Raw genomic sequence first — 24,535 nt, forward strand, 5'->3', positions numbered from 1 at the left:
TGTTTCTTATGTATCAAACCCGTCTAAATTTCCTTCGAAAATTATCCATCTTTCCAAAGAAGAAAAGTTCAAGAGATTGAATTCATTAAATTATTTCACTACTCACTATTAACCATTAACTACAAGCCATCAACTAAAATCATCATCTACCACCCTCTTCACCATAATCTGACGAAATGTCACGCTTTTTTCTTTGGCAGAATGTTTGCGAATAAAAAGGAAAATAAAGATTGAATTATGGAAAACCAGGATATTAACGAAGAAAGCATCAACAATCAGGAAGATACGACTGTTCAGAATGAAGCGGCAAATGAAGAAAATGTGACAGCAAAACCGACGGCAGAGGAACTTTTGGCAGAAGAAAAAGACCGTTACATCAGATTGTACGCTGAATTCGAAAACTATAAAAAAAGAACATCCAAAGAAAAAATGGAGTTCTTCCAATACGCTAATCAGGACATGATGATCTCTATGCTGGGGGTTTTAGACGATTTCGAAAGAGCCATCAAGGAAATTGCAAAAAATGGGAATCCGGCAGATTTACAGGGCGTTGAACTGATCTACAACAAATTCAAAAACAAACTTACCGAAAAAGGACTGAAAGCGATGGAAGTAAAAGCCGGGGACAGCTTTAATGTGGATTTCCATGAAGCGATCACCCAGATTCCTGCGCCATCCGAAGACCTTAAGGGGAAAATCGTAGATGTTATCGAAACGGGATATACGTTAGGAGAGAAAGTGATCCGTTTCGCAAAAGTAGTAACCGGAAATTAAAACATAAGCAATAAGTAATGGGTAATAAGCAATTGAATATTACTCATTATTCATTACTAATTACTCATATATAAAGATGTCAAAAAGAGATTATTACGAGGTTCTTGAGATCAGCAAATCTGCCTCAGCCGACGAAATAAAAAAAGCATACCGTAAAATGGCGATTAAATATCACCCGGACAAGAACCCGGGAGATAAGGATGCCGAGGAAAAATTTAAAGAAGCTGCAGAAGCTTATGAAGTGCTGAGCGATGAGCAGAAGCGCGCAAGATACGACCAATTCGGCCACGCAGGGATGGGTGGAAACGGAGGATTCGGCGGCGGCGGTTTCGGCGGCGGAATGAATATGGAAGATATTTTCAGCCAGTTCGGCGATATCTTCGGTGGCGGTTTCGGAGGATTCGGAGGCGGTGGCGGCGGAGGCCGTCAGCAGATAAAAGGTTCCAACTTGAGAATCAGGATCAAGCTGAACCTTGAGGAAATGGTGAACGGTACCCAGAAAACCATTAAGGTAAAAAAAATGAAGCTGGCTGAAGGTGCCACTTCAAAAACCTGTCCTACCTGTAACGGTACCGGTGTTCAGCTGAAGGTAATGAACACCATGTTCGGCCAGATGCAAACGCAGACGACCTGCGGAACGTGCCAGGGAATCGGTAAAGTAGCAGATAAGATCCCTGCAGGAGCCAATGCACAGGGTCTTGTGAAAGATGAAGAGGAAGTAACCATTAATATTCCGGCAGGAGCCAGAGACGGCATCCAGCTAAATGTAAGAGGAAAAGGAAACGATGCACCTTTCGGGGGTATTCCGGGAGATCTATTGGTGATTATTGAAGAAGAAGTCGACAAAGTCATTAAAAGAGAAGGCGACAATCTTCATCAGGAACTGTATATTTCTTTTGCAGAGGCAGCGCTGGGAACAAAAAAAGAAGTCCCGACCGTCGGCGGAAAAGTAAAGATAACGATCGATGCAGGAACCCAATCGGGGAAAATCCTCCGACTGGCCGGAAAAGGGTTGCCAAGCATCGACAGCTATGGAAAAGGCGATATGTTTATCCACATCAATGTCTGGACGCCGCAGAAGCTTACCAAAGAACAGAAAGATTTCTTTGAGCAGCAGATGAATAGCGGTGAAATGGTCGCCGAACCGTCCGGAAAGGAGAAGACATTTTTCGATAAAGTAAAAGATTTATTCAATTAAGAAAAATTATTTGAAAGAGGCTTATTTTTTGTAGGTCTCTTTTTTCACATTATCTACTGAGTAACAATAAGACCCAATCATTAAATTAAAAATACATGCGTTTTATACGCTAATGCAAATTTCACATGAATTACAAGCTTCAACTCCGTACACCAGATTCAACTCCAAATCTTGTTTTTAACACGATTTTTTTCGATGCATTTAAGATAAATATCGTAGAGCGATATTTCGGCCGTGTGCCAAAATCATGTGAGGTTTTATTTAAAGTAAGAACCTTGGATGATGTACTTGTTCAGAGAAAAGACGGGAATACCAGAGTAAAAATTAAAGATGCAGATCTTGAAACGTATATGAGACTGATCAAAGTATTAGGATCATACGAATACCGTAACCATCTGATCAACCGTAATGAGGCAGAGCAGGATCTGGTTCACTTTATTCTGAGACTGGTGATTATGAATTATGATTTGAATTAATCATATATTGATAACAGGATTAAAAGAGGCTTAATATTAAGTCTCTTTTTGTTTTTATATAAGATTTTTAATTCTATACAGCCTATTTACAGGACGTATTTCAGCTTCCGGTTCAGGAATACCAAAAGAAGGCTCGCAGCCAGTAAAATACCGATAAAAATCACATCCTTAAAAGATGTAAAGTAGTTAGATTTATATACCAGTTCCATGACCAACGGATGAATAAGATAAATCGCCGTTGAAATGCTTGCCAGGATCTTGGAATCCGTTTTTACCTGTATACTTTTGCAGTACAGAAAAATCAGCGGACAGGCGATCAGCAGTGAAAACAGAAGGTCGATGCTTTCTTTTTTGTGCAGATGCAGTACTTTTTCATTTAGAAACGCTTCTGCCACTACCAATCCGGCAGAAAGGATGACTATCCAGAGCGGAGGTTTCCGCTTTACCTCTACTTCCAGTTTTTTTATTAAAAATCCTATTCCCAAAAACGGAAAGCAGACAAACAGGAAATTCCGGTACAGAGGGAAAAGATTCAGTATAACATCGGTTTCGCCTCTAAAATAATGCGCGTTGCCCAAATACTGAAGGACATACCCGCAGCCGAAACCTATCAGTAGAACAGCAAGTAGCTTCTTAGGAGAAAGATTTCTTAAACAATACAGAAGCAGCCCGGCAAAGAGGGTTCCAATAAGATACCATAAATGATGGTAGCCGAAAAGAATATTCAGCATATAGCGATCATCTTCCTTCCAAAACGGAATATAAATAACCGACCAGATAATGTACAACAGAAACAGCCTGAAAGACCATTTTTTAAGCCGTGAAAGATCATTCACAAAGAAAAAGAAATAGCCTGAGATCATCAGGAATACCGGGACACCGATCCTGAAAAGCCCATTCACCAACACATAGCTCAGGGAAGGATAAGAATCCCTTAGAAAGTGCATGTGCAGGCCAACTACAAAAAATGCCAGTACAATTTTTAAAATATCGATCGATAAACTTCTCATGAATGATCAAAAAAAGCTTACGGTGTTACTCATAAGCTTGATATTTTCAAAGGTAAGATTAAATTATTTACTTTTTACCAGCGATACGATTCCTTTTCCCATAGTAAAAAGAATTACCGCCAGGATTCCACCTGCAAGTCCGAGAATGACCTCTTTCAGAATGGTAAGAATTTCACTGGATGACCAGCCGGGTAAAAAGTGGTGAAAATAATCGATCCGGTGGGCAAAAATTCCTCCGGCTACCATAATCAGAGCAATGGTCCCGATAACGCCTAATGCTTTAATCACGATCGGCAATGCTTTTACAAGCAAGTGCCCAAGCGTTCCGAAAAATCCTTTATCGTTACTTTTTTTGATGAGTTTAAATCCGGCATCGTCCATTCTTACGATCAGGGCAACAATTCCATATACCCCAACCGTAGCAATAAATGCAACAAGGGTAGTTACCAGAATCTGGGTAATGAATGGATGGCTTTCTTCCAATACGGTGCCCAATGCAATGATAACAATCTCGATCGACAGGATAAAATCCGTGGTAACGGCCGATTTTATTTTTGCCTTCTCTACTTCTTCGGGGCTCTGTTCCTGAGTTGCCTCAATTTCCTCCTCTACTTCGTGCCCTTTCTTATCCCGGTGAAAAAGAAATTCTATAATTTTCTCTACACCTTCAAAAGCAAGGTAAAGCCCACCCAATATCAATACATAATTGATGGCCGGCGCGTACAGCCAGTTGAGCAGGAATACAACAGGCAGGATAATCAGCTTGTTGATGAAAGAACCTTTTGTAATCGCCCACAGCACGGGAAGTTCTCTTGAGGAAAGGAAGCCCGTTGCCTTTTCAGCATTTACTGCCAAATCGTCTCCCAGGATGCCCGCTGTCTTCTGAGTTGCTATTTTACTCGTCACTGCCACATCATCCATCAGTGCTCCGATATCGTCCAAAATCGCGAAAAAACCAGATGCCATAGTGTTTTAATATTTTTTTAATAATTGTTAAAGCGCAAAATTAATTATTTAATTCGGTTTTCCGTATGAGCCGGTATTAATTTCCTGCATAAAGTTTACAAAGAATACACCATTTATAAAGCAGTGTGGGTAAGTATAAAATTTATTCTGAAAAAGAAAGAATTTTTTCTGAAATCATTAGCGAAAATAGGCTAGATTTATATACCTTACATTATATCGAATATCGGCTTTTATTGAACAAAATATTTAAAATTAATTTCATTTTACAGGATAAAACTTATCTCTCAGCAATGCTTAATTTGCTTTAATTTCCATACCTTTATTCTATGAAAAAGCTGATTCTTAATTACCATTTCTTCGTTTTAGGACTGATTGGCTTGGTACTGAATTCATGCAACACGCGAAAATTTAAAGTCTGGGTGGGAACGGATAACGAACAAAAAATATATAATCTTAAGTACGGTGAGCACAAAAGGCAGAAAATGGATGTTTTTCTTCCGTCCGGTTACGCTTCAGGCAGTCCGGTTGTTTTGCTGATCCATGGCGGAGGCTGGACCTTGGGTAAAAAGGAGCACATGATCCAAATCCAGAAGATGCTTTTTAAGAATCATATTCCGACCATCAATATGAACTACAGGCTTGTTTCGAAGTCGAAAAAAATTACCTACCGGGAACAGCTGGAAGATATTGGGTCTGCCATTACAAAATTCAATTCACTGGCTGAAAAAGCAGAGCTTCAACCGGATAATTATATACTTCTCGGGGAAAGTGCAGGCGGCCATCTGGCATTGCTCTATGGTTATCAACATCCGGATCATGTGAAAAAGATTATTTCCTTGAGCGGACCTACCGATTTTTACTCCCCGGAATATCTGCATTCATTTTATTCAAAATATTCATCACCAACCATTCAGAAGGTGGTAGGTACGAAATTCGACCGAAAAAACCTATCTGAAGAATTCAGAAAAGCAAGTCCGATCGCCAATATTTCCCATGTTCCTACCCTTCTCTTTCAGGGAAACCAGGATTTTCTTGTCAACCAAAAACAGGGAATGGCACTGGATTCAGCACTGACGGCGCAAAATGTGCCCCATAAATTAATCTATATGGAAAGAACCGGACACGTTCCGAGATTTTTCAACAGACAAAAAAGAGACAGCCTGATCTACCCGAATATCCTGGAGTGGATCAAAGACTGATTTCTCCGGTTGGAATGAAATAGCAAAATAGATTACTGCAACATCAGGATAAACTCTACTTCTTCACTGTCGAAAAAAGCGGACTCAAGTCCGCTCGTGTTAAGTTTTGATGTCTATATATGTGTCTTACACCTAATATGCAGTATCAACATTTGATATAATTTCCGCTATAAAATCTTTTTGAATTTATAGCGGACTCTTATTACCTGATCCTCCCTGAAATCAAAAACAAGGTAATATTTCATTTTCTGACGGGTTTCTATATAATAACTCCAGCGACAGGCAAGAAGCTTCCCGGATTCATCCGCTCCGAAAAACGATTCTATTTCATATCTGCTTTTGCCCAGCCAGTTGTTGTTTTTGATCAGCTTATGAACGTAATATTTTCTTAATTTAGGATGATGTTTCCAATTGATATCCTGTAAGCTATTACGAAACAGAAACTTTATCATTTTAAATAGCAATATTAAAAATATGATTTCCTGATAAGAATGACTCAAATTAGAGAAAGAGCTTTTTCCACTTGGTTACGGTATTGCGGCTCAGTTTAAAATGTCCTGCCAGCTGGGTGTTGTTCAGCCTGTGCTTTTTTTGGTAGTCCAGAATCTGTAAAATCGTTCTCTTGTCATAGGATTTGAGCTTCTGGTTTTCCTGGCTTCTTTCCCTGTCCGGCTGCCCTGCAATAAGGGTATTGAGCCGGATAATGTCCAGAAAACCAATTTCGCTTTTGTCCAGAATCCGGCTGCAGACCGCTTCTTTGTCGGGATATTTGATCCGGATCATATCTCGGTATATTTTAAGGTAATCAGGCGTTCTCATATTCGTTCGGGTTTGCGGTCGTTTCTTTGGTGATCCATTTGTAAAGCGTTGTTTTGGGAATACGGTATTCGCGGATGATTTCCGCCTTTGTTTTTACTCCTTTATGCAGCAGGTCCATCATAAAATCAATGATTTCCTTGGTGTAGATGTTCTTGCGGAATACAGGAAGCTGGGATTTCTTTTCCGTTTCCTTATTGTGCTGATTCATGCTGCCGGGCGGGGCATAAAGGATCAGATGCTGGGTATAGAGCCTGAAAAAATCGTACTCAAGAAGTTTGCTCCACCGCAGGAGATGGTTGGTGGAAAGGTCATGAGATCGGTACATGATGTTCACCTGGTCTTCATTGCATTTCATAAAGTTGCAGATGCGGGAGATTTCGATCCCGCTTTCTGCTGCTTTTTTTTCAATGAGGCTTCCGATATGGATGTTTTTGAAATTCATGGGTAATGTAATGTTATTGAGAGTTCGTGTAACCAGTTTACATTTGAAAATAAAATAAATCGGATGCTAGCTATCAGTTTACCGGTAATCCATACATTTGGTTTTCTCCTGCATTACCTCCAAACTTGTAGATATCTCCTGTGTACCCGTTATTATCTACATCTCCGGCCCAGTAATAATAGGTTTTAGCATTGGATGATGTATTATTGATAGTTACAGTACCTGAAACAAGTGCATATTTTGCGGATGGGCACCATGATCCACTCATTAATGTTGACCCTACAATATCAGGCGATGTAGAAAATGATGTTGAGCTGTCAGAAAAAGAACTCCTCAACCAGATAGCCTGCCCGGTTGGCATAGCATTGTTATTAGCAGCTGTCATTAATTGAGTCGTATTAATAAGATATTTGCTGTTTGCAGGCAAAGTAATGTAAGTTCCGGTATAATTGAAATTTCCCCAATTGGAACTGGTAAGCGTAACCCCAGATGTGGAAAGAGTGGCAAGAATAACAGGTGCAGAAGCCGTAGGCAGGGCCTGTTTCCTGATTACCCCGTCATTATCTGCGGTAAGCATAACCGTCCCTCCTGATGAAGGAATAGTACGCAGCCGGGCAGTGCCGCTCACATCCAACTGCTGTGTTGGAGAGGAGGTGCCAATACCAATTCTGCTATTGTCTGCATCTACACTTAGGGTATTGCTGCCAAAGTTAATCGCATCCACACCAGAACCGGTAAATGTCAGTTTATTATTAGCTGATATACCCGAGATAGATGTGGTCTTGGTTATAGCTCCACCCAGTTGAATGTTATTGCCAGTTTTGGTAAGACCATTGTTAGCCGTCGCAGCAGCTATTCTCTGCCAAATGTTTCCATCAAAATAATAGTAGCCTTCCTCCGTGATAGCGGCTGTTTTGGTACTGGCTGAACCGACAGCAGCAGTAGCATAGATGACCGTACTTTTCTGATCGGAGGTGTACTGCAAATCGGCAGATTTAATCTGATCTCCCGTAAGACGCGGAATGATAATTCCCTCTGGTTTACTACCGTCTGTTGTTTTTGCCGTAATGTCTAAAGTGGCTTTAGGACTTTGGTTGTTGATACCCACCTGGGAATACATCACCGCTGAAAATAAGAGTAAAGCTGCGGCAGATAAGTGTTTTTCCATACCTGTAATTTTTTTGTATTTGTTAAATTAAATTAAGCCTGAAATTTTTTATTTCGGACTATCTTATCATATTAGTCTTTCATAGACTAATGTGAATTTTATTGATCTTTAAATGAATATTTTACAAAAAAAACTTTCTTACAAAATACATAACACTGACCCTACGTGAACACTTCTTATTATTTATATTTTCACCTATTTTATTTAACATAATATTGCAATTGATTAAAATGCAATATTTTACATATATATATTTGAACATTAAAAATTAAATATTATCTTTGCAACATTAGTCTATGAAAGACTAATATTTGAACTAATTTTGGGGGAAGTTTTAATCATTTTTAATCTCTCACCTATGACCTTATCATATATTTTATCCCATAAAACTTCTGGTTCTAAACATCAAATCTGTTTTATTCTTTCTTCGAATATTTTTGAAAAGCCGGTTAAAAAGTTCTGCCTGCCTTTTTTTATTTCTAAAGAAGACTGGGATTTTCAAAAAAATAGACCATTAAGTATTTACTGCAAACCATACAAAAAACTTAACACTATTTTGAATGCTATTAAAGTCAAAATCGCTGAAGTTATCGCAGAAAATCCTCATGTTTCTATAAAAGCCATTTCGGCAGTGATCAGAAAAACCTTTTCTGATGAAAGTCCGGCATTTGTTGAAGGCTCATTTCTTTCTCTGATGAAAGATTATCTAGAGGATAAAAAAAAGTTGGTTTGCCTCTCTACCTACCGCCGTTACCAGGTTTTTATGCGGCTGATGGAAAAGTTTGAAGGCTTTCTCTGTCGGCGCATTTTCCCGGAAGAGATCGACAGTACCTTTATTGCTGACTTTTACGCATTCGGAAGACAGGAAGAATATACCGAAAGCACCCTCAACCGATCGGCAGAATTCATCAAAACCATCCTGAATTTCGCCGAAAAAAAGGGAATACGAACCCAGGTGCGGCAACTGGAAATACCTAAATACAGGGAAGTACGAAAAGTAATGATCTTAGAGGAAAAGGAAATTAAAAAAATTAAAAAATCGAGGGTTCCCAAAGACTTACAACAGGCCAAAGACTGGCTGATTATCAGCTGCTATACCGGACAGCGCATCTCGGATTTCATGAGGTTCAATATCAATCAATTGCTTACCATAGACGGGAAACAATGTATTTCTTTTGTTCAGCAGAAAACAAGGAAAGAGATCGTTTTGCCGCTTCATCCTGTCGTGCTTAAAATCATGAACCGGTATGGGAATGCTTTTCCTGAACCGCTGGATCAGGGTCTCTACAACGAACAGATTAAAAAGATAGCAGCGCTTTCCAAAATCGATACTCCTGTAAAGATCAGAAAGAGAGTTGGATTCCGCGGCAAAGAGATGGATGCAGAGAAGTGGCAGAATATTAGCAGCCACATCGGGAGACGGAGCTTTGCTTCGAATTTTTACGGTAAAATCCCAACGCCTTTACTCATGCAGGCTACCGGGCACAGCACCGAGCAGATGTTTTTAAACTATATCAATCCGGTAAACCACGCACGGGTTATCAGCCTGGGAAATTATTTTGAAAAGATCTATGCGGAAGGTGCTTAATGATTTCGTGACGGCTTCATGCTGATGATTTTCTGGATGGCTAATGCATAGATCAGGTTTGGGCTAAATTCCCTATTGCTAAAAAAGTGGACCAAAGTCCGCTCCTATTGATCTGTTGTTACTTTGAACTGACAAACAGATGGGAGAAGGTAGGTCCAGAAATATTTATATTCAGAATTTCGATATCAGGTTTGTACGGTCAGCATGATCTGTGCGATATTATCTGTTGAAAATTTTAAATCCGCTCAAAAAAATAACCCGCTCAGATGAGCAGGTTATCCTGTATTTAAAAAGTAAATTCTTATTTTTCGTCGTCATCGAAATTATGGTTTTCATATTTCGAAAAATCCTGTTTTTTTCCGAACAGAAATTTAATGATAATCGGCACGGTTGTTATTAAAACAATCACGATGATAATCAGCTCCAGCTTTTTCTTCAGGTCGATGCCGAACTGATCGATGAACAGCTTATCCAGATAATGCCCGGCGAAAATCAATAAAAATGACCAGAGCACCGCACCAATAACGTTGTCTCTTAAAAAGTCTTTTTTATCCATCTTTACGATCCCGGCAACGATTGGGGTAAACGTTCTCACCACCGGTAAAAATCTTGCCATAATAATCGCCAATGCCCCATTTTTCTCAAAAAAATCGTGCGCCTGGTACAGGTATTTCTTTTTGAACAGCCAATTGTCCTGCTTCTTATACAAGGTAGAACCTGCTCTTCTTCCGAAATAGTAACCTACTTCATTACCGATAATTGCCGCAAAGGCTACCGATGAAGCCAGAATGAAAGTATCGAAAAAATCGCTTCCTGTAGAACCGAAAGTCGCCTGGATAATGTCTATCGAATAAATTCCCGAAACGAAAAGCAAAGAGTCTCCCGGTAAAAAAAATCCTACAAAAAGACCGGTCTCGGCAAAAATAATAAACAGGATCAACCAGAATCCGCCAAGCTTGATGTAGAACTCGGGATTTAGTAAATCTTTCCAGTTAGTGAAATCTTCCATACGTTTTGATAAGCAACAAAAATAGGATTAATAAACGTCAAAAGGAAATATATTATAAGATTTTAACGAAATTTAAAAATGACTTTTATAAGTCCATATCATCGTCCGAAACGGCCGTTCCATCCGCCATCAGAAAGGCTTTCAGGAATGGCGTGAGGTTTCCGTTCATTACAGAATCCACATCCGATGTTTCGTAGCCGGAACGTACATCTTTTACAAGCTTGTACGGGTGCATTACGTAGTTTCTGATCTGGCTGCCCCACTCGATTTTCATTTTGTTGGCTTCAATTTCGTTACGGGCTTTCATACGCTCCTCCAATTCCATTTCATACAATCTGGAACGAAGCAACTGCATGGCTTTCTCTTTATTCTGAAGCTGGGAACGGGATTCGGAGTTTTCAATGATGATTCCCGTTGGGGCGTGGCGCAGACGGACTGCCGTCTCCACCTTGTTTACGTTCTGCCCTCCTGCTCCGGAAGACCTCATCGTTTCAAATGAAATATCAGCCGGGTTGATGTTAATCTCAATAGTATCATCCACCAACGGATAAACATATACCGACACAAAACTCGTATGACGCTTGGCATTGGAATCGAAAGGAGAAATCCTTACCAGTCGGTGAACACCGTTCTCCCCTCTCAGATATCCGAAAGCAAATTCACCTTCAATTTCCAGGGTTACGGTTTTCACCCCGGCTACATCGCCTTCCTGAAAGTTCAGTTCGCGGATTTTGTAGCCCTGTTTTTCAGCCCACATGGTATACATCCTCATCAGCATCGAAGCCCAGTCGCAGCTCTCCGTTCCTCCGGCTCCGGCGGTAATCTGAAGCACTGCCGAAAGCTCGTCTCCTTCGTTGGAAAGCATATTTTTGAATTCCAGATCTTCAATCTTTTCTACCAGCTGGGGAAAAGAGGCATCCAGCTCTTTTTCGGAATCCGGGTCTTCCCTGGCAAATTCCACCAATACCTGAAGGTCTTCAAACTGGGTATTGATTTCATCATAAGCTTCCACCCACTTTTTCTTGGACCGGAGCTGTTTCAGGAATGCTTCCGCTGTTTTGGGATTGTCCCAGAATTCGGGAGCAGCTGTCTTTTCATCGTCATTGGCAATTTCAATCTTCTTTTTATCGATCTGAAGATATTTATGGAGGTCATCAATCCGTGATTGGATTTCTTTTATCTGGTCGTTGTTGATCACGATTTTTTATTTCTTGCAAAAATAAGAAATTTTTATTCCGTTATCGTTGGATCAAGTGTGTTTGAAGATTATCATAGATAAAATCCTTTATTTTTCTGATACCTTTTTTGCATCAAGGAGTTGCTCAAGAAATCTTTTCGACTTCTTAGTTTCTGCTTTGAAACTCAGAATGGCTGTAAGATAAGTAGCCAGCAACATCCCAAACGGAATAAGCACACTGGGATAGCTTCGATCTGAACTTGCTATATTAACGATTAGAAAAACTAAGACTGCAAAACACCAGAATGCTGAAAAACACAATATAAAAGTATTTAACTGCATTTTCACTTCGACCCTCGTTCCGGTAGCATGTTGCTGAACCGTTCCGATAATTTGAGGCTGAAAAGCATTTCTTTTAAAGATGATCCTGCTGATGTTAAAATGGTTACCATTAACTAAACCTCTGTATTCCTTTGTAGAACCGCTTCCGAAAACATGCACTTTTTGCCACTCAACGGAACCGGAAAGGTTAGCCATCACTTCTTCCTGAGAAAGATGCGATGTATAAATAATATACTCAAAAGGCAAATATTTCATTCACTTTAAATTTACTTAAATAAATACGTTTGACAAATTACCATTCACCATAAAAGCTATCCCTGGCTTCCCCCTTCTTCATTGTGATGGAAACCGATGATGCGGCGCGGTTCTTCTACGGCTTTGTAAGAATCCAGTTCTTTTTTCAGTTCTTTGATCCGGGTTTGAAACTGGTCGAAATTATTGACCACCACATCCTTTAAAAATACGGAAATCTGGTCCAGGTATTCTTCCGTCAGTTTTCCGGCCGCATCCCTTAAGGCTCCGTTCAGCAGATTCTGATCTATTTTCAGGTTTTCATTACGGGTTTTCTGATAAAGGTTTTTGATCCTCTTTTTTAAGCTTTGGGTAAAATCGATCAGCATGGTGTTGCTGAATACTTTCATTTTTGCCGAAACCCCGTTCCAGAAAGGAATTTTATCGGCTTTGTTATTTTTCAGGATTTTATAAAGCAGTGAATCTTTTTCCAGGTTTTTCGTCATGGCATACAGAATAATTTCGGAACGTTCTGCCAGGTTGGGCGGGAAAACAGGAATTACAACGTCAAATCTTCCGGGGGCGAGGATTTCTTCATCGATTTCGGAAACGGATTTTGCAGAACCTACCATCAGAACTTCTTCCTGCTCAAATCTGGAAATATGGTGAAGAATAATTTCCTGCGTCTCAAGGTTGCAGGAAGCCACATTGTTTTCCGCTTTCCTCGACATCATGATCTCGTCGAAATCATCCATAAACAGCAACATTTTGTCTTCTTTCATCATCGTAACCAGGAAATCGTTGAAGTTGGTCTGGCTGCCATCTACAAAAGAGGTACCCAGATAATGCTTTTTCACTTCCTTAAACTGGTAGCCGATAATTTCCGCAATTTTATTGGCCCAGAAAATTTTACCGCTTCCGGGAGGACCGTACAGGATAATGCCCGCCGGCTTATTGATACCCCAATCTTTGATCTGCTGTGGATTTAAAAATGGCTCTAAAATACCGGAAATGTAGAAGAAGAGATCCCGGTACCCAATGAAATCCCTTTTCTGAAGACTTGTTTTATGCCCGAAATAATCGTAGACAAACTGATAGTTTCCGCCTAACTGATTATCAATCCCATAGCTTGAAACGGACGATTTGAAAAACCCGTTGTCAAAAATATTGGGATCTTTATCTTTAATTGCCTTTTCTATTTTGTCTTTCGGTTGTCTGATGGTTTCAGCGATCTGCTCCAGGGTTTTGGTCTTATCCAGATCTTTTTCATAAAGCCTTAAAAACTCAGCATTTTCGCGGGCAAATTTTTCAAAATCTTTTTTTACTTCAAAATTGGTATGGATGCATTGTGTAAGCTCGAGATCAAAATCCTGAATAAACTGCTTGATCGCTTCGGCCGAAACATTAAGTTCTTTTGCCAGTTCAATTAACTTCATAATTACCGATTAATACTACCAAATGTAAGATTTTTTAGAATTAAATTTCAGTGATTTCCGATAATATTTGTAACAAATTATCAGTTCCATGTACTACTTAAGGGTAAAACAAATTACATGGAAAAAATTTTATCAGTAAAGAATCTGACGAAAAAATTCAAAAGAACAGTAGTGAACAATATTTCCTTTGATGTGGAAAGAGGAAATGTTTATGGATTGCTGGGTCCCAACGGAAGCGGAAAGTCCACAACCTTCGGGATGCTTCTTTCTACGATCAACCCGACCAGCGGAGAATGGTACTGGTTCGGAAAAAAAGGTACCGATCCGGATACATTGAAGAAAATCGGGGCCATTATCGAACAGCCGAATTTTTACCCTTACCTGAATGCAGAGACCAACCTGAAAATTGTTGCCGAGATTAAAGGAACTCCTTATTCGAGGATTGATGAAGTTTTGAAAACAGTTAAACTGCTGGAACGGAAAAAAGACCTGTTCCGTACCTATTCGCTGGGGATGAAGCAGCGTCTGGCTATTGCCTCCGCTATGCTGAACAATCCCGAAGTGATGATCCTGGATGAACCGACAAACGGGCTTGATCCGGAAGGAATTATCCAGATCCGTGAAATCATCAGCAACATTGCCAAACAGGGCATTACGATTATTATTGCCAGCCATTTGCTGGATGAAATCGAAAAGATATGCAGCCACGTGATCGTTCTTAAAGAAGGAACTTCGCTGTATTGCGGACGAGTGGATGAAATGACCGCTAACAATGGCTATTTTGAACTGAAGGCAGACAACAATGCATTGCTTTTGAATGCGTTAAACGAACTTCAGTGGTTTACAGCCATTAATCATGACGGCGACCTGCTGAAAGCACAGATCCGCGATGATGCATCGATTTCCGCTTCAGCACTGAACCAAAAGTTGGCCGAAAAAGGAATTTTTCTTTCACACCTTACGAAGAAAAAGCTGTCTCTTGAATCCCAATTCCTTGAACTTGTAAAAAATACAAAGTAACTATGACCAAATTATTAAAACTAGAATATTACAAAAACCTGAACTACCGACCGTTTAAGGTTTTTACCATCCTGTATTTCGCCATCCTGATCGCTTTGCTTTTTGTCGGACTGGTAGATTTCGACCTTTTTGGAGGAACAATAAATCTCAAGGAACAAGGCATCTATAATTTTCCGGAGATCTGGAATTTCACGACTTATATTGTTGGATTACTAAAGATTTTCCTGGGACTGATCATTGTATTTTCAATCTCACAGGAGTTCAGCAACCGCATGTTTAAGCAGAATACCATCGACGGGTTGAGCAGAAAAGAATTCATCACTTCAAAACTGTTAACCATCAGTGTTTTCACCATCGTTTCCACCGTTCTTGTATTTGCAATTACGATGTTTCTGGGCTATCAATATTCCAACACAACGGAATCGGCTAAAGTGTTCGAGGAAATATTTTTTATCGGCAATTATTTTGTGAAGCTGTTTACTTTTTTCTGCTTCCTGATGTTCCTTTCGGTACTGCTTAGAAAATCAATATTTGTTTTCCTTGCACTCTTTGTATTCTGGGTGGGCGAAGGTATTATATCAGCCGTTGAAGTATTTACGAAAGTGCGAGGACTGCAGGGTGAGCAGAGAAACCAAGTGCTGCAGAACGACTTTTTCGTTACCCATCTTTTACCGCTGGAAAGCATGTCGAGCCTGATCCCGAACCCGATGATGCGTCTGAATATGGCCAAAATGATGGGGATGAAATACGAATTCCACTATCCTACGGAAAGCCTTATCGCCTGTCTTTTCTGGTGTGCGATTTTTATTTTCGGATCCTACTGGATTCTTAGAAAAAGGGACTGGTAAGGAATACCATTCATTTTAAACATTCAACACAATATATTCAGATTATTTTTTAGCAGCCCGTTTTCCGGGCTGTTTTTTATTTCTATATCCTGAAATTTTTATTAAATTCCGGTCAAATTAACAGTCATGAAAAAAATATTCTATGTTCCGGGAATGATCAGTGCTTTGCTGATACCGGTTTTGGTTTGGTTTTACATCACTCCATATATTGATCAAACGGTTTATAATATAATAGATATTGGACTTCCCGCAAAAGTGGCAAAGAATAAAAGTAATATAAATTCTACTTTTGAGCCTTTCAGAAACTGGCATTATAAGAAAATAAATGTTTATCCTTCAACAGCCAAAAAAAATTCTTTGTCTTTTGTTTCGGAATTAAAATCCCTTCAGAAAAAAAATCAAAAAGAAACTGGAATTGAATTTGTTTTAGGTAAAAATAACACTTACGGAGATTTTATTTCTTTACTGAATGATATGGCCATTGCACAGCAAAACACTTACGCTTTAGACCTGGAAAAGACAGGCCATTTATTTGCTGTAGTTAACTATAGTGATCCGAAACGCGAAAAATTTGAATATGAATGTTTACTTTGTCATGACATAATTTATGAAGTCAGTGAACCTTCTTTCTGGGATAAATTTTCAGGTATGAGATATTATTATCAGACCGTCTTTGAGAATTTATCTAAACTTCCGAAAGGCGCATATTACATCATTTCCGGATTTTTATTATTTCTAAACATCTCGATGTTCAGCATTAAAGCAAATCTTCAAGTGAGAAGAAAAGTAGTTTAAAGATGCAAAAATAAGCTTTTGAAGCTTTAATTATTGACTTATTTAAAATTTAAAACAAAAAAAGGACTGCCTTACGGCAGCCCCTTACAATCACTTCTTCACTTTAAAACACTTTATTTTTTATCCAGCAGGGAGATATATTCTCCGTAGCCTTTTGCTTTCATTTCCGCTTTAGGGACAAACTTCAGCGAAGCACTGTTAATACAGTAACGAAGTCCTCCTTTATCTGCCGGCCCGTCATTGAAAACGTGCCCCAAATGCGCATTACCTGTTTTGCTTCTCACTTCTACCCTGGTCATCCCGTGGGAACGGTCCAGCTTTTCCTCGATCAGCTTTCTCGTAATCGGCTTCGAAAAGCTTGGCCAGCCGCATCCGGATTCAAATTTATCGGTAGAAATAAACAGTGGTTCTCCCGTTGTAATATCCACATAAATTCCTTCCCGGGTTTCGTCCCAATATTCATTCTGGAACGCCATTTCAGTACCATTTTCCTGGGTTACGTTATACTGTTCGGCAGTCAGTTTTTCTTTTAAAACCTTTCTGTCCTGTCTCTGGTACTGGTTTTCCTTTTTCGGCGGGTTGGCATTTCTCGCCATTTCAAACAATCCCGGTTCGATGTGGCAGTATCCTCCCGGATTTTTATCCAAATAATCCTGATGATAATCTTCCGCTCTGTAGAAATTTTTCAGAGGAATAGTTTCCACAACCACCGGCTTGCTGTAATTTTTTGCCAGTTTGGCCACCTCAGCTTTTATAATGGCTTCGGTTTCCTTATCTGTAGAATAAATTCCTGTCCGGTACTGGTTTCCTCTGTCATTTCCCTGCTGATCAATACTTGTAGGATCTATGGTTTTAAAATACAGATCGATCAACAATTTTACATCTACCACTTCAGGATCATACTTTACTTTTACGGTTTCCGCAAAACCTGTCGTATGGCTTACCACTTCTTCATAGGTTGGGTTTTTGGTATTTCCGTTGGCATATCCTACTTCTGTACCGGTTACCCCTCTTACCTGTTGAAAAAAATGTTCGGTTCCCCAGAAACATCCTCCTGCAAAATAAATTTCTTTTACATTTTTATTATCCATAATGGTCTCATTTTCTTTCTTGGCTTCTGTCGACTTTGGCTTGGCATCTCCACAGCTTGTCGCAAAAACCGCGATACCCAGAACAACGCTGAGCAATATTAATAGGTTCTTCATTTTTATTTTTATATCCATTTCAAATCTTTCTTTTCTTCATTAAAAATCGGCATATATTTAGTTGCAAATTTCGAACTAATTTTCATGTGATTTCAAAGATAATCTCTATCTCGATGATAGCACGTCTGCAAGATTTCCTTACACTATCATTTACGAAAAATATCAGTAAACGGATTTGATAATACGGAAAAATTATCTATTCAGCCGGATTTAAATTTATCTATTTTCTTAAAACGCGATGAGTTGCAAAGATGTTGTGGATATTGGTATATTTCTCGTTCGCAAAGGCGTTCCACTCAGCAAATGAACATTATTTCGTAAAGAGCTATCATATATACCTGTATGTAAAATTAATCTGAATCGGGTTAGCTTTTTATTTACACCAGGAAAATAAGAGATTGTTATTAATTTTACGAGGTAAAACAGTAAATTTGCATCTTATCAAAATTTGTAAAAAAGCAAAGCAATATAGATCATGACATCACAAGAGATCCGTCAGAAATTTTTAGATTATTTTAAAAGTAAAGACCACCTGATTGTTCCTTCTGCACCGATTGTGCTGAAAGACGACCCTACTTTAATGTTTTCCAATTCAGGGATGACGCAGTTCAAAGATTATTTTTTAGGCTATAAAGAGCCTAAAGCCCCGAGAATTGCCGATACCCAAAAATGTTTGAGGGTTTCCGGAAAACATAACGATCTGGATGATGTGGGAAGAGATACCTACCATCACACTATGTTTGAAATGTTGGGGAACTGGTCTTTCGGAAATTATTTTAAAAAGGATGCGATTGCTTTTGCCTGGGAATTACTAACGGAAGTTTACGGAATTCCGAAAGAAAACCTGTATGTAACGATTTTTGAAGGAGATGCTTCTGAAAACCTGGAAAGGGATCAGGATGCTTATGATTTCTGGAAATCCCACATTTCCGAAGACAGAATTATCAACGGAAACAAAAAAGACAACTTCTGGGAAATGGGTGAAAGCGGGCCGTGCGGGCCATGTTCCGAAATCCATGTCGATTTAAGAAGTGAGGAAGAAAAAGCCAGCGTTTCCGGATTGGAACTGGTAAACAACGATCATCCGCAGGTTGTGGAAGTATGGAACCTGGTTTTCATGGAATTCAACAGAAAAGCGGATAAGTCTCTGGAAAAGCTTCCTGCACAGCATGTGGATACAGGAATGGGCTTTGAACGTCTGTGTATGGCGCTTCAGGGAAAATCTTCCAATTATGATACGGATGTTTTCACTCCTTTAATTGCTAAGGTGGAGGAACTTTCCGGTAAAAAATACACCGGGATTTTAGAAGACGAAAAAGATATTGCCATCCGGGTGGTAGTAGATCATATCCGGGCGGTTTCTTTTGCAATCGCAGACGGGCAACTGCCTTCCAACGGAGGGGCAGGTTATGTGATCCGAAGAATTTTAAGAAGGGGGATTTCCTACTCTTACCGTTTTCTGGATATGAAAGAACCGTTCTTATTCCAACTGGTTGCTGTTCTTCAGGAGCAGATGGGCCCATTCTTCCCGGAACTGGAAAAGCAGGGAACGCTGGTAACCGAAGTGATTAAAAGTGAAGAGGAATCTTTCTTAAAAACCATTGAGAACGGACTGATCCGGGTAGAAAGATTAATTCAGCAGACGATTGCCAACAACCAGAAAGTATTGCCTACTGATGAAGTTTTTGAACTTTTCGATACCTATGGTTTTCCGGATGACCTTACGCGGATTATTGCGGAAGAAAAAGGACTGACCATTGATGAAGAAGGTTTTAAAGCAAAGAAAAAAGAACAGCAGGAACGTTCAAAAGCAGATTCCGCCCAGAAAGTTTACGATTGGGTAACGCTGGAAGAAAGAGACGAAAATTTCGTAGGTTACGATAAATTTGAATCTGAAACCTATATTACAAGATACCGAAAAATAGAAAACAAAGACGGCGAATTTTATCAGGTAGTTCTTAGCGAATCACCATTCTACCCGCAGGGTGGTGGCCAGGTAGGTGATAAAGGCGTCCTTGAAAATGCGACGGAAAGCTTTGAAGTGCTGCAGACCGAAAAAGAAAACGGACTGATCATTTCATTGATCAACGGTCTTCCAAAAGATGCCGGAGCGCTTTTCTACGCAAAAGTAAACGCGGGTGAAAGAAAAAATTCCCAGGCCAACCACTCGGTAACCCATTTGCTGCACGAGGCATTAAGAGAAGTACTCGGAACCCACGTGGAGCAGAAAGGTTCGTTTGTAGGACCGGACTATCTTCGTTTCGACTTTTCCCACTTCAATAAAATGACGGAGGAAGAACTGGAACTGGTAGAAAACAAAGTGAATGCAAAAATCAAAGAAAGCATCGCTTTACAGGAATTCAGGAACATCCCGATCCAGGAAGCTTTGGATAAGGGAGCTATGGCCCTGTTCGGCGAGAAATACGGCGACAGTGTACGAATGATCCAGTTCGGAAGCTCTAAGGAATTGTGCGGAGGAACCCACGTAAAAAACACCATTGAGATCGGCCATTTCAAAATTGTTTCCGAAAATTCGGCTGCGGCAGGAATCAGAAGAATTGAAGCCATTTCGGGAGATAAGGCGGAGGAATATTTCAAAAACCTTGAAAAACAGATTACTGAGCTTTCCCAGTTATTGAAATCCAAAGATGTCGTACGTTCTATTGAAAAGCTAATGGAAGAAAACGCATCGCTGAAATCGGAAATCGATGCCCTGAAAAAAGAAAAGGCAAAAGGAGAAATCGGCGAATGGAAAGGAGCTTATGAGCAAAAAGGTGATAAATTACTTCTGGTAAAGAGAACTTCTCTGGATGCAGGCTCGGTAAAAGATATTGTCTTCCAGCTGAAGAAAGAAATCCCGACTTCCATAACGGTTATTTTGTCCGACGCAGACGGAAAACCAATGATTACCGTGGGCGTTTCAGATGATTTGGCAGGAATTTACCAGGCTGGAGCGCTTATTAAGGAATTAGCGAAAGAAATCCAGGGCGGCGGCGGCGGAAATCCGGGCTTTGCCACAGCAGGAGGAAAAAACCTTGATGGACTGGAAAACGCCTATCAGAAAGCATTGAATCTTTAATCTGATCAAGAATAACTTTACAGCTTTGCAATAATCTGCAAAGACTTTATGATAAATAAATCCCGTTCAGTTTTTTGAACGGGATTCGTTTTGTGAACGAAATAATCCTCCCATTACTTTAGGTTATATTTTACAAATAGCCTTTATAAGTTTAAGACTTATCAATTAAAGTCCGTTCACAAGTTCTCAACACATCTTTCTCTACTATGCTGAAAAAATAATCAAACGAACAGAATGGATGCTTACACCTGATCAGAAGGAAAAAAATTATTAGATCGGTGTTTATTTATGATCATGTGGAACTCCATAAATCTGAAAATCTTCAGATTTTTTTTGGTTTAACTCCACTTTGGAACGATTCATGATTAGACAAAAAAAGATAAAATTAACTTTATCTAATATGTAAATTATTTTAAAATATAATATCATAACACAACTTAATGAATTAATATACAAAATATGTGGTACCAAAAACCACTTTTTATTGAAAAAATTATACTTACACACATTAATACAAACTACAAAAATTAACATTATGAAACCGACACATTTTCTTTCAAAAATTCAGATTGCCGTACTTACATTAATGACCAACTTTGCCGTAGTATGGGCAAACGCACAGGAAAAAGCAGCAGACTTAAAAGTTGATGTTGATATGGATAAAGGGGGCAGTTCAGATGGTTTGATGTCCAATCCTATAGTATGGGTTGCAATAGCGCTGATCCTGATCCTTATCGTTGCTTTGGCAGCAAGAGGAAACGGAAGCAGCAGAGCTTAAAATAGGCAGATCTTATTATTTTTCGCCAGCATCTTCTTGCAGCGTTGTAAAAATAACAGATCGATCGTCATTAATCAAATTAATTATAAAGAGGCTGTCTAAAATCTAGACAGCCTCATATTTTGAGTACTCGCCAGAAAATTATGCTGAGCCTGAATAAATTCTCTGTTCCCAAAACATACGTCATCAGACTTTCTTCTTCCAGATAGTGCATTTGATTCATATTTCAATCAAACTCTTGTCAGGGCGAAAACCATAAATTGTACTATTGGTAAAAACATCCGGCCTCCAGCTTTCCTCTTCCAGCCTGTTAAACTGATCTCTAACCCGGGTTTCTGCTATTTATTTTAACAAAAGATTATATTTTCTGCTATGGTATTGTAACCTTCTTATCAATAGTTTTGTCTTCTCTATAAAGCAAACTAATGACAAAATTCTTAACTCCATTATTTTTATTTTTTACGGTATTGTTTTTCGGGCAGAATCAGCTGAAAGTTTTCAGTAAGGCAGACAAACGCCCCATTTCCAATGCAGCAGTATATTGTGAGGATGAACTCCTGGGAAAAACCGATCTCAACGGTATTCTATCTTTTAAAACAAAATGTAAAAAGGTGGAAATCCTGGCCAGTAATTTTCAGGACATAACGGCCGACGTAAAAAAATCAATGGAAGTAATGATGCAGCCTCTATCTGAAAAAATGGGCAACATCGACAAAGTAATCATTCAGGATAAAAGCGATCCGAAAGCTTTGAGAATTTTGGATGAAGTCAACAAAAGGGCCAAAGAAAATTCACCTAAATCCCTGGATTCCTACAATTTTAAATCCTACGCCAAATTTTCCATTGATGTCGACAAAGATTCGGTGGAGATCTATAAAAATTTCCTGGCGGTAAGAAAAGATTCCCTTTCAAAAGTGGGTAAAAAAGATCTTAAGCAGACGAAAAAAGATGAAAAAGATTCTCTGACGGCAGAAGATTTTATCCAGGCTTCGTCTGAAGGACAGATGTTCCTATGGGAAAAGGCATCCGAGTACAAATATTCCAAAAGCTTTGGCGAAAAAACCAATATTATCGACAACCGGATGTCCGGTTTCAAAAATCCGATTTATGAGGCGCTGGCCATCAACATTTCCAACCTGGACCGCGTTCCGCGACAGCTGCGGCCCGAAAACAGGAAGCTTTATAATTTTTATCTTTCCGATACCTTACAGCTTGACGGAAGAAAAACCTATGTAATCAAATTCAAGGAAATCACCGACAAAAAGAAGCAGAATCCCCGAAAGTTCAACGGGAAAATCTATGTAGATTCCGAAACCTATGCGTTGAAAAAGTTTGAAAGCGCGAGTAAGAAGAAAAACGAAGGAGAAATCGTTTCGGTCTGGAAGCCCATTGGCGGAAAATGGTTTCTCGATCATGAAGACATAAAGGTTAAAATGGGAAACCAGAGTTTTGAAACCTCTAAGAAAGACAGCCTGAAACCGGGAGAAACGACAAAGTACAACGAAAAGGAATTCGGAAATTATCTCTATGTGAAAAACCGATTTTTTGATTTTGAGCTGAATAAAGAACAAAAAGCTTCCGACTTTAAAGGATATTCGCTCGAAGTGAAGAATTCCGACGGAAGCCTGCTGAACCAATACAGAACCGACAGCCTTACGGCGAGGGAACAAGCCACCTACACCAAAATCGACAGCTTCGTACAGAAATACGATTTTGAAAAAAAGCTGAATACTTTAACCCAGCTGGTCCGCGGAAACCTGCGGTATAAAATTATTGATTTTGACATTACCAGACTTTTCAACTATGATGAATACCAGGGAGTACGACTCGGAGCAGGCATCAAGCTGAACGAAAAATTCAGTAAAACCTTTTCACCGGACGGGTATTTCGGATACGGATTCAAGGATCACCGCTGGAAGTACGGGTTAGGGCTGGACGTAAAACTATCGCAGAAAAGAACTTCAGTCTTCCGGGTGGAATATATCGATGATGTTTTTGCCGCAGGAAGGTTCAGCAATAATATGTGGGATATGATGACGAAAATTTCAGATCTCCGTCTTGACCTTCACAATTCCACTTTTTATAAAAACCAAAAATGGGGCGCTTCTTTCCTTTATGATATTTCCAATTCGTTAAGTATGAAAATCGCACTGAATAAAGAGAAACAGCAGGCCCTTTTCGATTATCAATATAAAAATCTCGGCAATGCGTTCGACAATACCAGCGCTACCCTCTCCCTGAAATTTTCTCCTAATGATAAAAACATTATGACGCCGACCGGAAAATATACCTACGAAAAAGGCTACCCACAAATATTCATGAATTATGAACAGGGATTCCGGACGCTGGGAGGAGACTTGGATTACCATAGAATAGATGCTTTAATCATTCATCAGTTCAGGTCTAAACTCGGCTATACCAACATCAAACTTTTCGGAGGACTCTCTTCCGGAACCGCGCCGATCTGGAAAAACTTTGAAATTGCCGGACAAAGAGACTTGAATTCCAATCAGTGGAGCTCTGCGATCAGCACGCCAACCAATCTCGGATTTGCCACCATGCCCGCCGGAACTTTCTTTGCCGATAGATTCGCTGCCTTTAAAGTCTCACAATATCTGCCTTTCCGGTTCAAGACTTTAGGAAAAAGATATTCTAATATCGAGCTTGAATATCAGGCGGCCATCGGAAATCTGAAAAATCAGGAAGATCACCGATTCATATTCCGGGTGTTGGACCATTATTACCAGGAAGCCGGCGTGATGTGGAACAGCTTTTTGGGAAGCCGCTACAGTGTCGGGTTTTCCTACCGTCTCGGATATTACCAAACCTCAACATTTAAAGATAACTTCGGGATTAAGTTCAGGCTGAATTTGCTGAATTAATTTCATTATAGAACTTCATTGATGAAAAACAATTGTTTCGACCGAAGCGGACTTTTAGTCCGCTTTTTTTGTTTCCCGCAGATTTCATAGATA

At 39.5% G+C, this 24,535-nt stretch carries 22 protein-coding genes; 11 read left to right on the forward strand and 11 right to left on the reverse strand.

Annotated elements, in window-relative coordinates:
• The first annotated feature begins 237 nt into the window (after positions 1-237).
• The 3 genes from QE422_RS15970 to QE422_RS15980 all read left to right on the forward strand — a co-directional run bounded on the left by QE422_RS15970 (position 238) and on the right by QE422_RS15980 (position 2,448).
• On the forward strand, positions 238-774 hold the full coding sequence (locus QE422_RS15970) for a nucleotide exchange factor GrpE (RefSeq protein ID WP_307460534.1): 537 nt from the start codon (positions 238-240) through the stop codon (positions 772-774).
• Positions 775-850: 76 nt separating this feature from the next.
• On the forward strand, positions 851-1,972 hold the full coding sequence (dnaJ, locus tag QE422_RS15975; RefSeq protein WP_307460536.1) for a molecular chaperone DnaJ: 1,122 nt from the start codon (positions 851-853) through the stop codon (positions 1,970-1,972).
• A gap of 125 nt (positions 1,973-2,097) precedes the next feature.
• Positions 2,098-2,448 carry a prevent-host-death protein gene (locus QE422_RS15980; RefSeq protein WP_307460539.1) on the forward strand — a complete coding sequence of 117 codons (351 nt, stop codon included), beginning with the start codon at positions 2,098-2,100 and terminating at the stop codon, positions 2,446-2,448.
• Between the two features lie 86 nt (positions 2,449-2,534).
• On the opposite strand, the gene QE422_RS15985 is transcribed toward QE422_RS15980, so the two are convergent.
• A complete protein-coding gene (locus QE422_RS15985) occupies positions 2,535-3,458 on the reverse strand; it encodes an acyltransferase (RefSeq protein WP_307460542.1) in 924 nt (307 codons plus the stop codon).
• A gap of 63 nt (positions 3,459-3,521) precedes the next feature.
• Positions 3,522-4,424: a DUF808 domain-containing protein gene (locus tag QE422_RS15990; protein ID WP_307460545.1), complete on the reverse strand. Its 903-nt coding sequence runs from the start codon at positions 4,422-4,424 to the stop codon at positions 3,522-3,524.
• A 326-nt stretch (positions 4,425-4,750) separates the two neighbouring features.
• Here QE422_RS15990 and QE422_RS15995 point away from each other — a divergent pair, with 326 nt between their 5' ends.
• Positions 4,751-5,623, forward strand: coding sequence for an alpha/beta hydrolase (locus tag QE422_RS15995; protein ID WP_307460548.1), 873 nt, complete (start codon positions 4,751-4,753; stop codon positions 5,621-5,623).
• A gap of 167 nt (positions 5,624-5,790) precedes the next feature.
• On the opposite strand, the gene QE422_RS16000 is transcribed toward QE422_RS15995, so the two are convergent.
• The 4 genes from QE422_RS16000 to QE422_RS16015 all read right to left on the reverse strand — a co-directional run bounded on the left by QE422_RS16000 (position 5,791) and on the right by QE422_RS16015 (position 8,052).
• Positions 5,791-6,075, reverse strand: a complete 285-nt coding sequence (locus QE422_RS16000) for a hypothetical protein (RefSeq protein ID WP_307460549.1) — start codon at positions 6,073-6,075, stop codon at positions 5,791-5,793.
• Between the two features lie 49 nt (positions 6,076-6,124).
• Positions 6,125-6,406, reverse strand: a complete 282-nt coding sequence (locus tag QE422_RS16005; protein WP_307460551.1) for a helix-turn-helix domain-containing protein — start codon at positions 6,404-6,406, stop codon at positions 6,125-6,127.
• 22 nt (positions 6,407-6,428) lie between these two features.
• Positions 6,429-6,884 (reverse strand): transposase, encoded by a 456-nt coding sequence (locus QE422_RS16010; RefSeq protein WP_307460554.1) that lies wholly within the window; start codon positions 6,882-6,884, stop codon positions 6,429-6,431.
• A 73-nt stretch (positions 6,885-6,957) separates the two neighbouring features.
• Positions 6,958-8,052: a hypothetical protein gene (locus QE422_RS16015; protein WP_307460557.1), complete on the reverse strand. Its 1,095-nt coding sequence runs from the start codon at positions 8,050-8,052 to the stop codon at positions 6,958-6,960.
• A gap of 556 nt (positions 8,053-8,608) precedes the next feature.
• Here QE422_RS16015 and QE422_RS16020 point away from each other — a divergent pair.
• Positions 8,609-9,640 carry a phage integrase SAM-like domain-containing protein gene (locus QE422_RS16020; RefSeq protein WP_307460558.1) on the forward strand — a complete coding sequence of 344 codons (1,032 nt, stop codon included), beginning with the start codon at positions 8,609-8,611 and terminating at the stop codon, positions 9,638-9,640.
• 301 nt (positions 9,641-9,941) lie between these two features.
• Here QE422_RS16020 and QE422_RS16025 read toward each other — a convergent pair whose 3' ends face one another.
• The 4 genes from QE422_RS16025 to QE422_RS16040 form a co-directional block, all read right to left on the reverse strand.
• On the reverse strand, positions 9,942-10,649 hold the full coding sequence (locus QE422_RS16025) for a DedA family protein (RefSeq protein ID WP_307460562.1): 708 nt from the start codon (positions 10,647-10,649) through the stop codon (positions 9,942-9,944).
• 85 nt (positions 10,650-10,734) lie between these two features.
• Positions 10,735-11,847, reverse strand: a complete 1,113-nt coding sequence (prfB, locus tag QE422_RS16030; protein WP_307460563.1) for a peptide chain release factor 2 — start codon at positions 11,845-11,847, stop codon at positions 10,735-10,737.
• A gap of 87 nt (positions 11,848-11,934) precedes the next feature.
• On the reverse strand, positions 11,935-12,423 hold the full coding sequence (locus QE422_RS16035; RefSeq protein WP_307460565.1) for a hypothetical protein: 489 nt from the start codon (positions 12,421-12,423) through the stop codon (positions 11,935-11,937).
• Positions 12,424-12,479: 56 nt separating this feature from the next.
• Entirely contained in the window at positions 12,480-13,835 is a 1,356-nt protein-coding gene (locus QE422_RS16040; RefSeq protein WP_307460568.1) for an ATP-binding protein, read from the reverse strand.
• Positions 13,836-13,952: 117 nt separating this feature from the next.
• Between QE422_RS16040 and QE422_RS16045 the strand changes: the two genes are divergently transcribed.
• The 3 genes from QE422_RS16045 (at position 13,953) to QE422_RS16055 (ending at position 16,498) form a co-directional block, all read left to right on the forward strand.
• Complete coding sequence (locus tag QE422_RS16045) at positions 13,953-14,855, forward strand: ABC transporter ATP-binding protein (RefSeq protein WP_307460571.1); 903 nt, start codon at positions 13,953-13,955, stop codon at positions 14,853-14,855.
• A 2-nt stretch (positions 14,856-14,857) separates the two neighbouring features.
• Complete coding sequence (locus QE422_RS16050) at positions 14,858-15,703, forward strand: ABC transporter permease (protein WP_307460574.1); 846 nt, start codon at positions 14,858-14,860, stop codon at positions 15,701-15,703.
• Between the two features lie 126 nt (positions 15,704-15,829).
• The gene (locus QE422_RS16055; RefSeq protein WP_307460577.1) at positions 15,830-16,498 is read left to right on the forward strand and encodes a hypothetical protein; all 669 of its coding nucleotides are present in this window, start codon (positions 15,830-15,832) and stop codon (positions 16,496-16,498) included.
• Positions 16,499-16,611: 113 nt separating this feature from the next.
• Here the strand turns inward: QE422_RS16055 and msrB are convergent, their stop codons facing one another.
• A complete protein-coding gene (msrB, locus tag QE422_RS16060; RefSeq protein WP_307460582.1) occupies positions 16,612-17,703 on the reverse strand; it encodes a peptide-methionine (R)-S-oxide reductase MsrB in 1,092 nt (363 codons plus the stop codon).
• Positions 17,704-18,178: 475 nt separating this feature from the next.
• Here msrB and alaS point away from each other — a divergent pair, with 475 nt between their 5' ends.
• The 3 genes from alaS to QE422_RS16075 all read left to right on the forward strand — a co-directional run bounded on the left by alaS (position 18,179) and on the right by QE422_RS16075 (position 24,442).
• Positions 18,179-20,782, forward strand: a complete 2,604-nt coding sequence (alaS, locus tag QE422_RS16065) for an alanine--tRNA ligase (protein ID WP_307460584.1) — start codon at positions 18,179-18,181, stop codon at positions 20,780-20,782.
• A 535-nt stretch (positions 20,783-21,317) separates the two neighbouring features.
• The gene (locus tag QE422_RS16070) at positions 21,318-21,560 is read left to right on the forward strand and encodes a hypothetical protein (RefSeq protein ID WP_307460587.1); all 243 of its coding nucleotides are present in this window, start codon (positions 21,318-21,320) and stop codon (positions 21,558-21,560) included.
• A 425-nt stretch (positions 21,561-21,985) separates the two neighbouring features.
• Positions 21,986-24,442, forward strand: a complete 2,457-nt coding sequence (locus QE422_RS16075) for a DUF5686 family protein (RefSeq protein WP_307460589.1) — start codon at positions 21,986-21,988, stop codon at positions 24,440-24,442.
• Positions 24,443-24,535: the final 93 nt, after the last annotated feature.

Source organism: Chryseobacterium sp. SORGH_AS_0447, assembly GCF_030818695.1.
Lineage (GTDB): Bacteria > Bacteroidota > Bacteroidia > Flavobacteriales > Weeksellaceae > Chryseobacterium.

Coding starts and splice junctions, on each gene's coding strand:
- QE422_RS15980 (WP_307460539.1), top strand. CDS start 2,098: ATGAATTACAAGCTTCAACTCCGTACACCAGATTCAACTCCAAATCTT.
- QE422_RS16025 (WP_307460562.1), bottom strand. CDS start 10,649: ATGGAAGATTTCACTAACTGGAAAGATTTACTAAATCCCGAGTTCTAC.
- alaS (WP_307460584.1), top strand. CDS start 18,179: ATGACATCACAAGAGATCCGTCAGAAATTTTTAGATTATTTTAAAAGT.
- QE422_RS16035 (WP_307460565.1), bottom strand. CDS start 12,423: ATGAAATATTTGCCTTTTGAGTATATTATTTATACATCGCATCTTTCT.
- QE422_RS16040 (WP_307460568.1), bottom strand. CDS start 13,835: ATGAAGTTAATTGAACTGGCAAAAGAACTTAATGTTTCGGCCGAAGCG.
- dnaJ (WP_307460536.1), top strand. CDS start 851: ATGTCAAAAAGAGATTATTACGAGGTTCTTGAGATCAGCAAATCTGCC.
- QE422_RS15970 (WP_307460534.1), top strand. CDS start 238: ATGGAAAACCAGGATATTAACGAAGAAAGCATCAACAATCAGGAAGAT.
- QE422_RS15995 (WP_307460548.1), top strand. CDS start 4,751: ATGAAAAAGCTGATTCTTAATTACCATTTCTTCGTTTTAGGACTGATT.
- QE422_RS16015 (WP_307460557.1), bottom strand. CDS start 8,052: ATGGAAAAACACTTATCTGCCGCAGCTTTACTCTTATTTTCAGCGGTG.
- msrB (WP_307460582.1), bottom strand. CDS start 17,703: ATGAAGAACCTATTAATATTGCTCAGCGTTGTTCTGGGTATCGCGGTT.
- QE422_RS16070 (WP_307460587.1), top strand. CDS start 21,318: ATGAAACCGACACATTTTCTTTCAAAAATTCAGATTGCCGTACTTACA.
- QE422_RS15990 (WP_307460545.1), bottom strand. CDS start 4,424: ATGGCATCTGGTTTTTTCGCGATTTTGGACGATATCGGAGCACTGATG.
- QE422_RS16050 (WP_307460574.1), top strand. CDS start 14,858: ATGACCAAATTATTAAAACTAGAATATTACAAAAACCTGAACTACCGA.
- QE422_RS15985 (WP_307460542.1), bottom strand. CDS start 3,458: ATGAGAAGTTTATCGATCGATATTTTAAAAATTGTACTGGCATTTTTT.
- QE422_RS16055 (WP_307460577.1), top strand. CDS start 15,830: ATGAAAAAAATATTCTATGTTCCGGGAATGATCAGTGCTTTGCTGATA.
- QE422_RS16005 (WP_307460551.1), bottom strand. CDS start 6,406: ATGATCCGGATCAAATATCCCGACAAAGAAGCGGTCTGCAGCCGGATT.
- QE422_RS16000 (WP_307460549.1), bottom strand. CDS start 6,075: ATGATAAAGTTTCTGTTTCGTAATAGCTTACAGGATATCAATTGGAAA.
- QE422_RS16010 (WP_307460554.1), bottom strand. CDS start 6,884: ATGAATTTCAAAAACATCCATATCGGAAGCCTCATTGAAAAAAAAGCA.
- QE422_RS16045 (WP_307460571.1), top strand. CDS start 13,953: ATGGAAAAAATTTTATCAGTAAAGAATCTGACGAAAAAATTCAAAAGA.
- QE422_RS16075 (WP_307460589.1), top strand. CDS start 21,986: ATGACAAAATTCTTAACTCCATTATTTTTATTTTTTACGGTATTGTTT.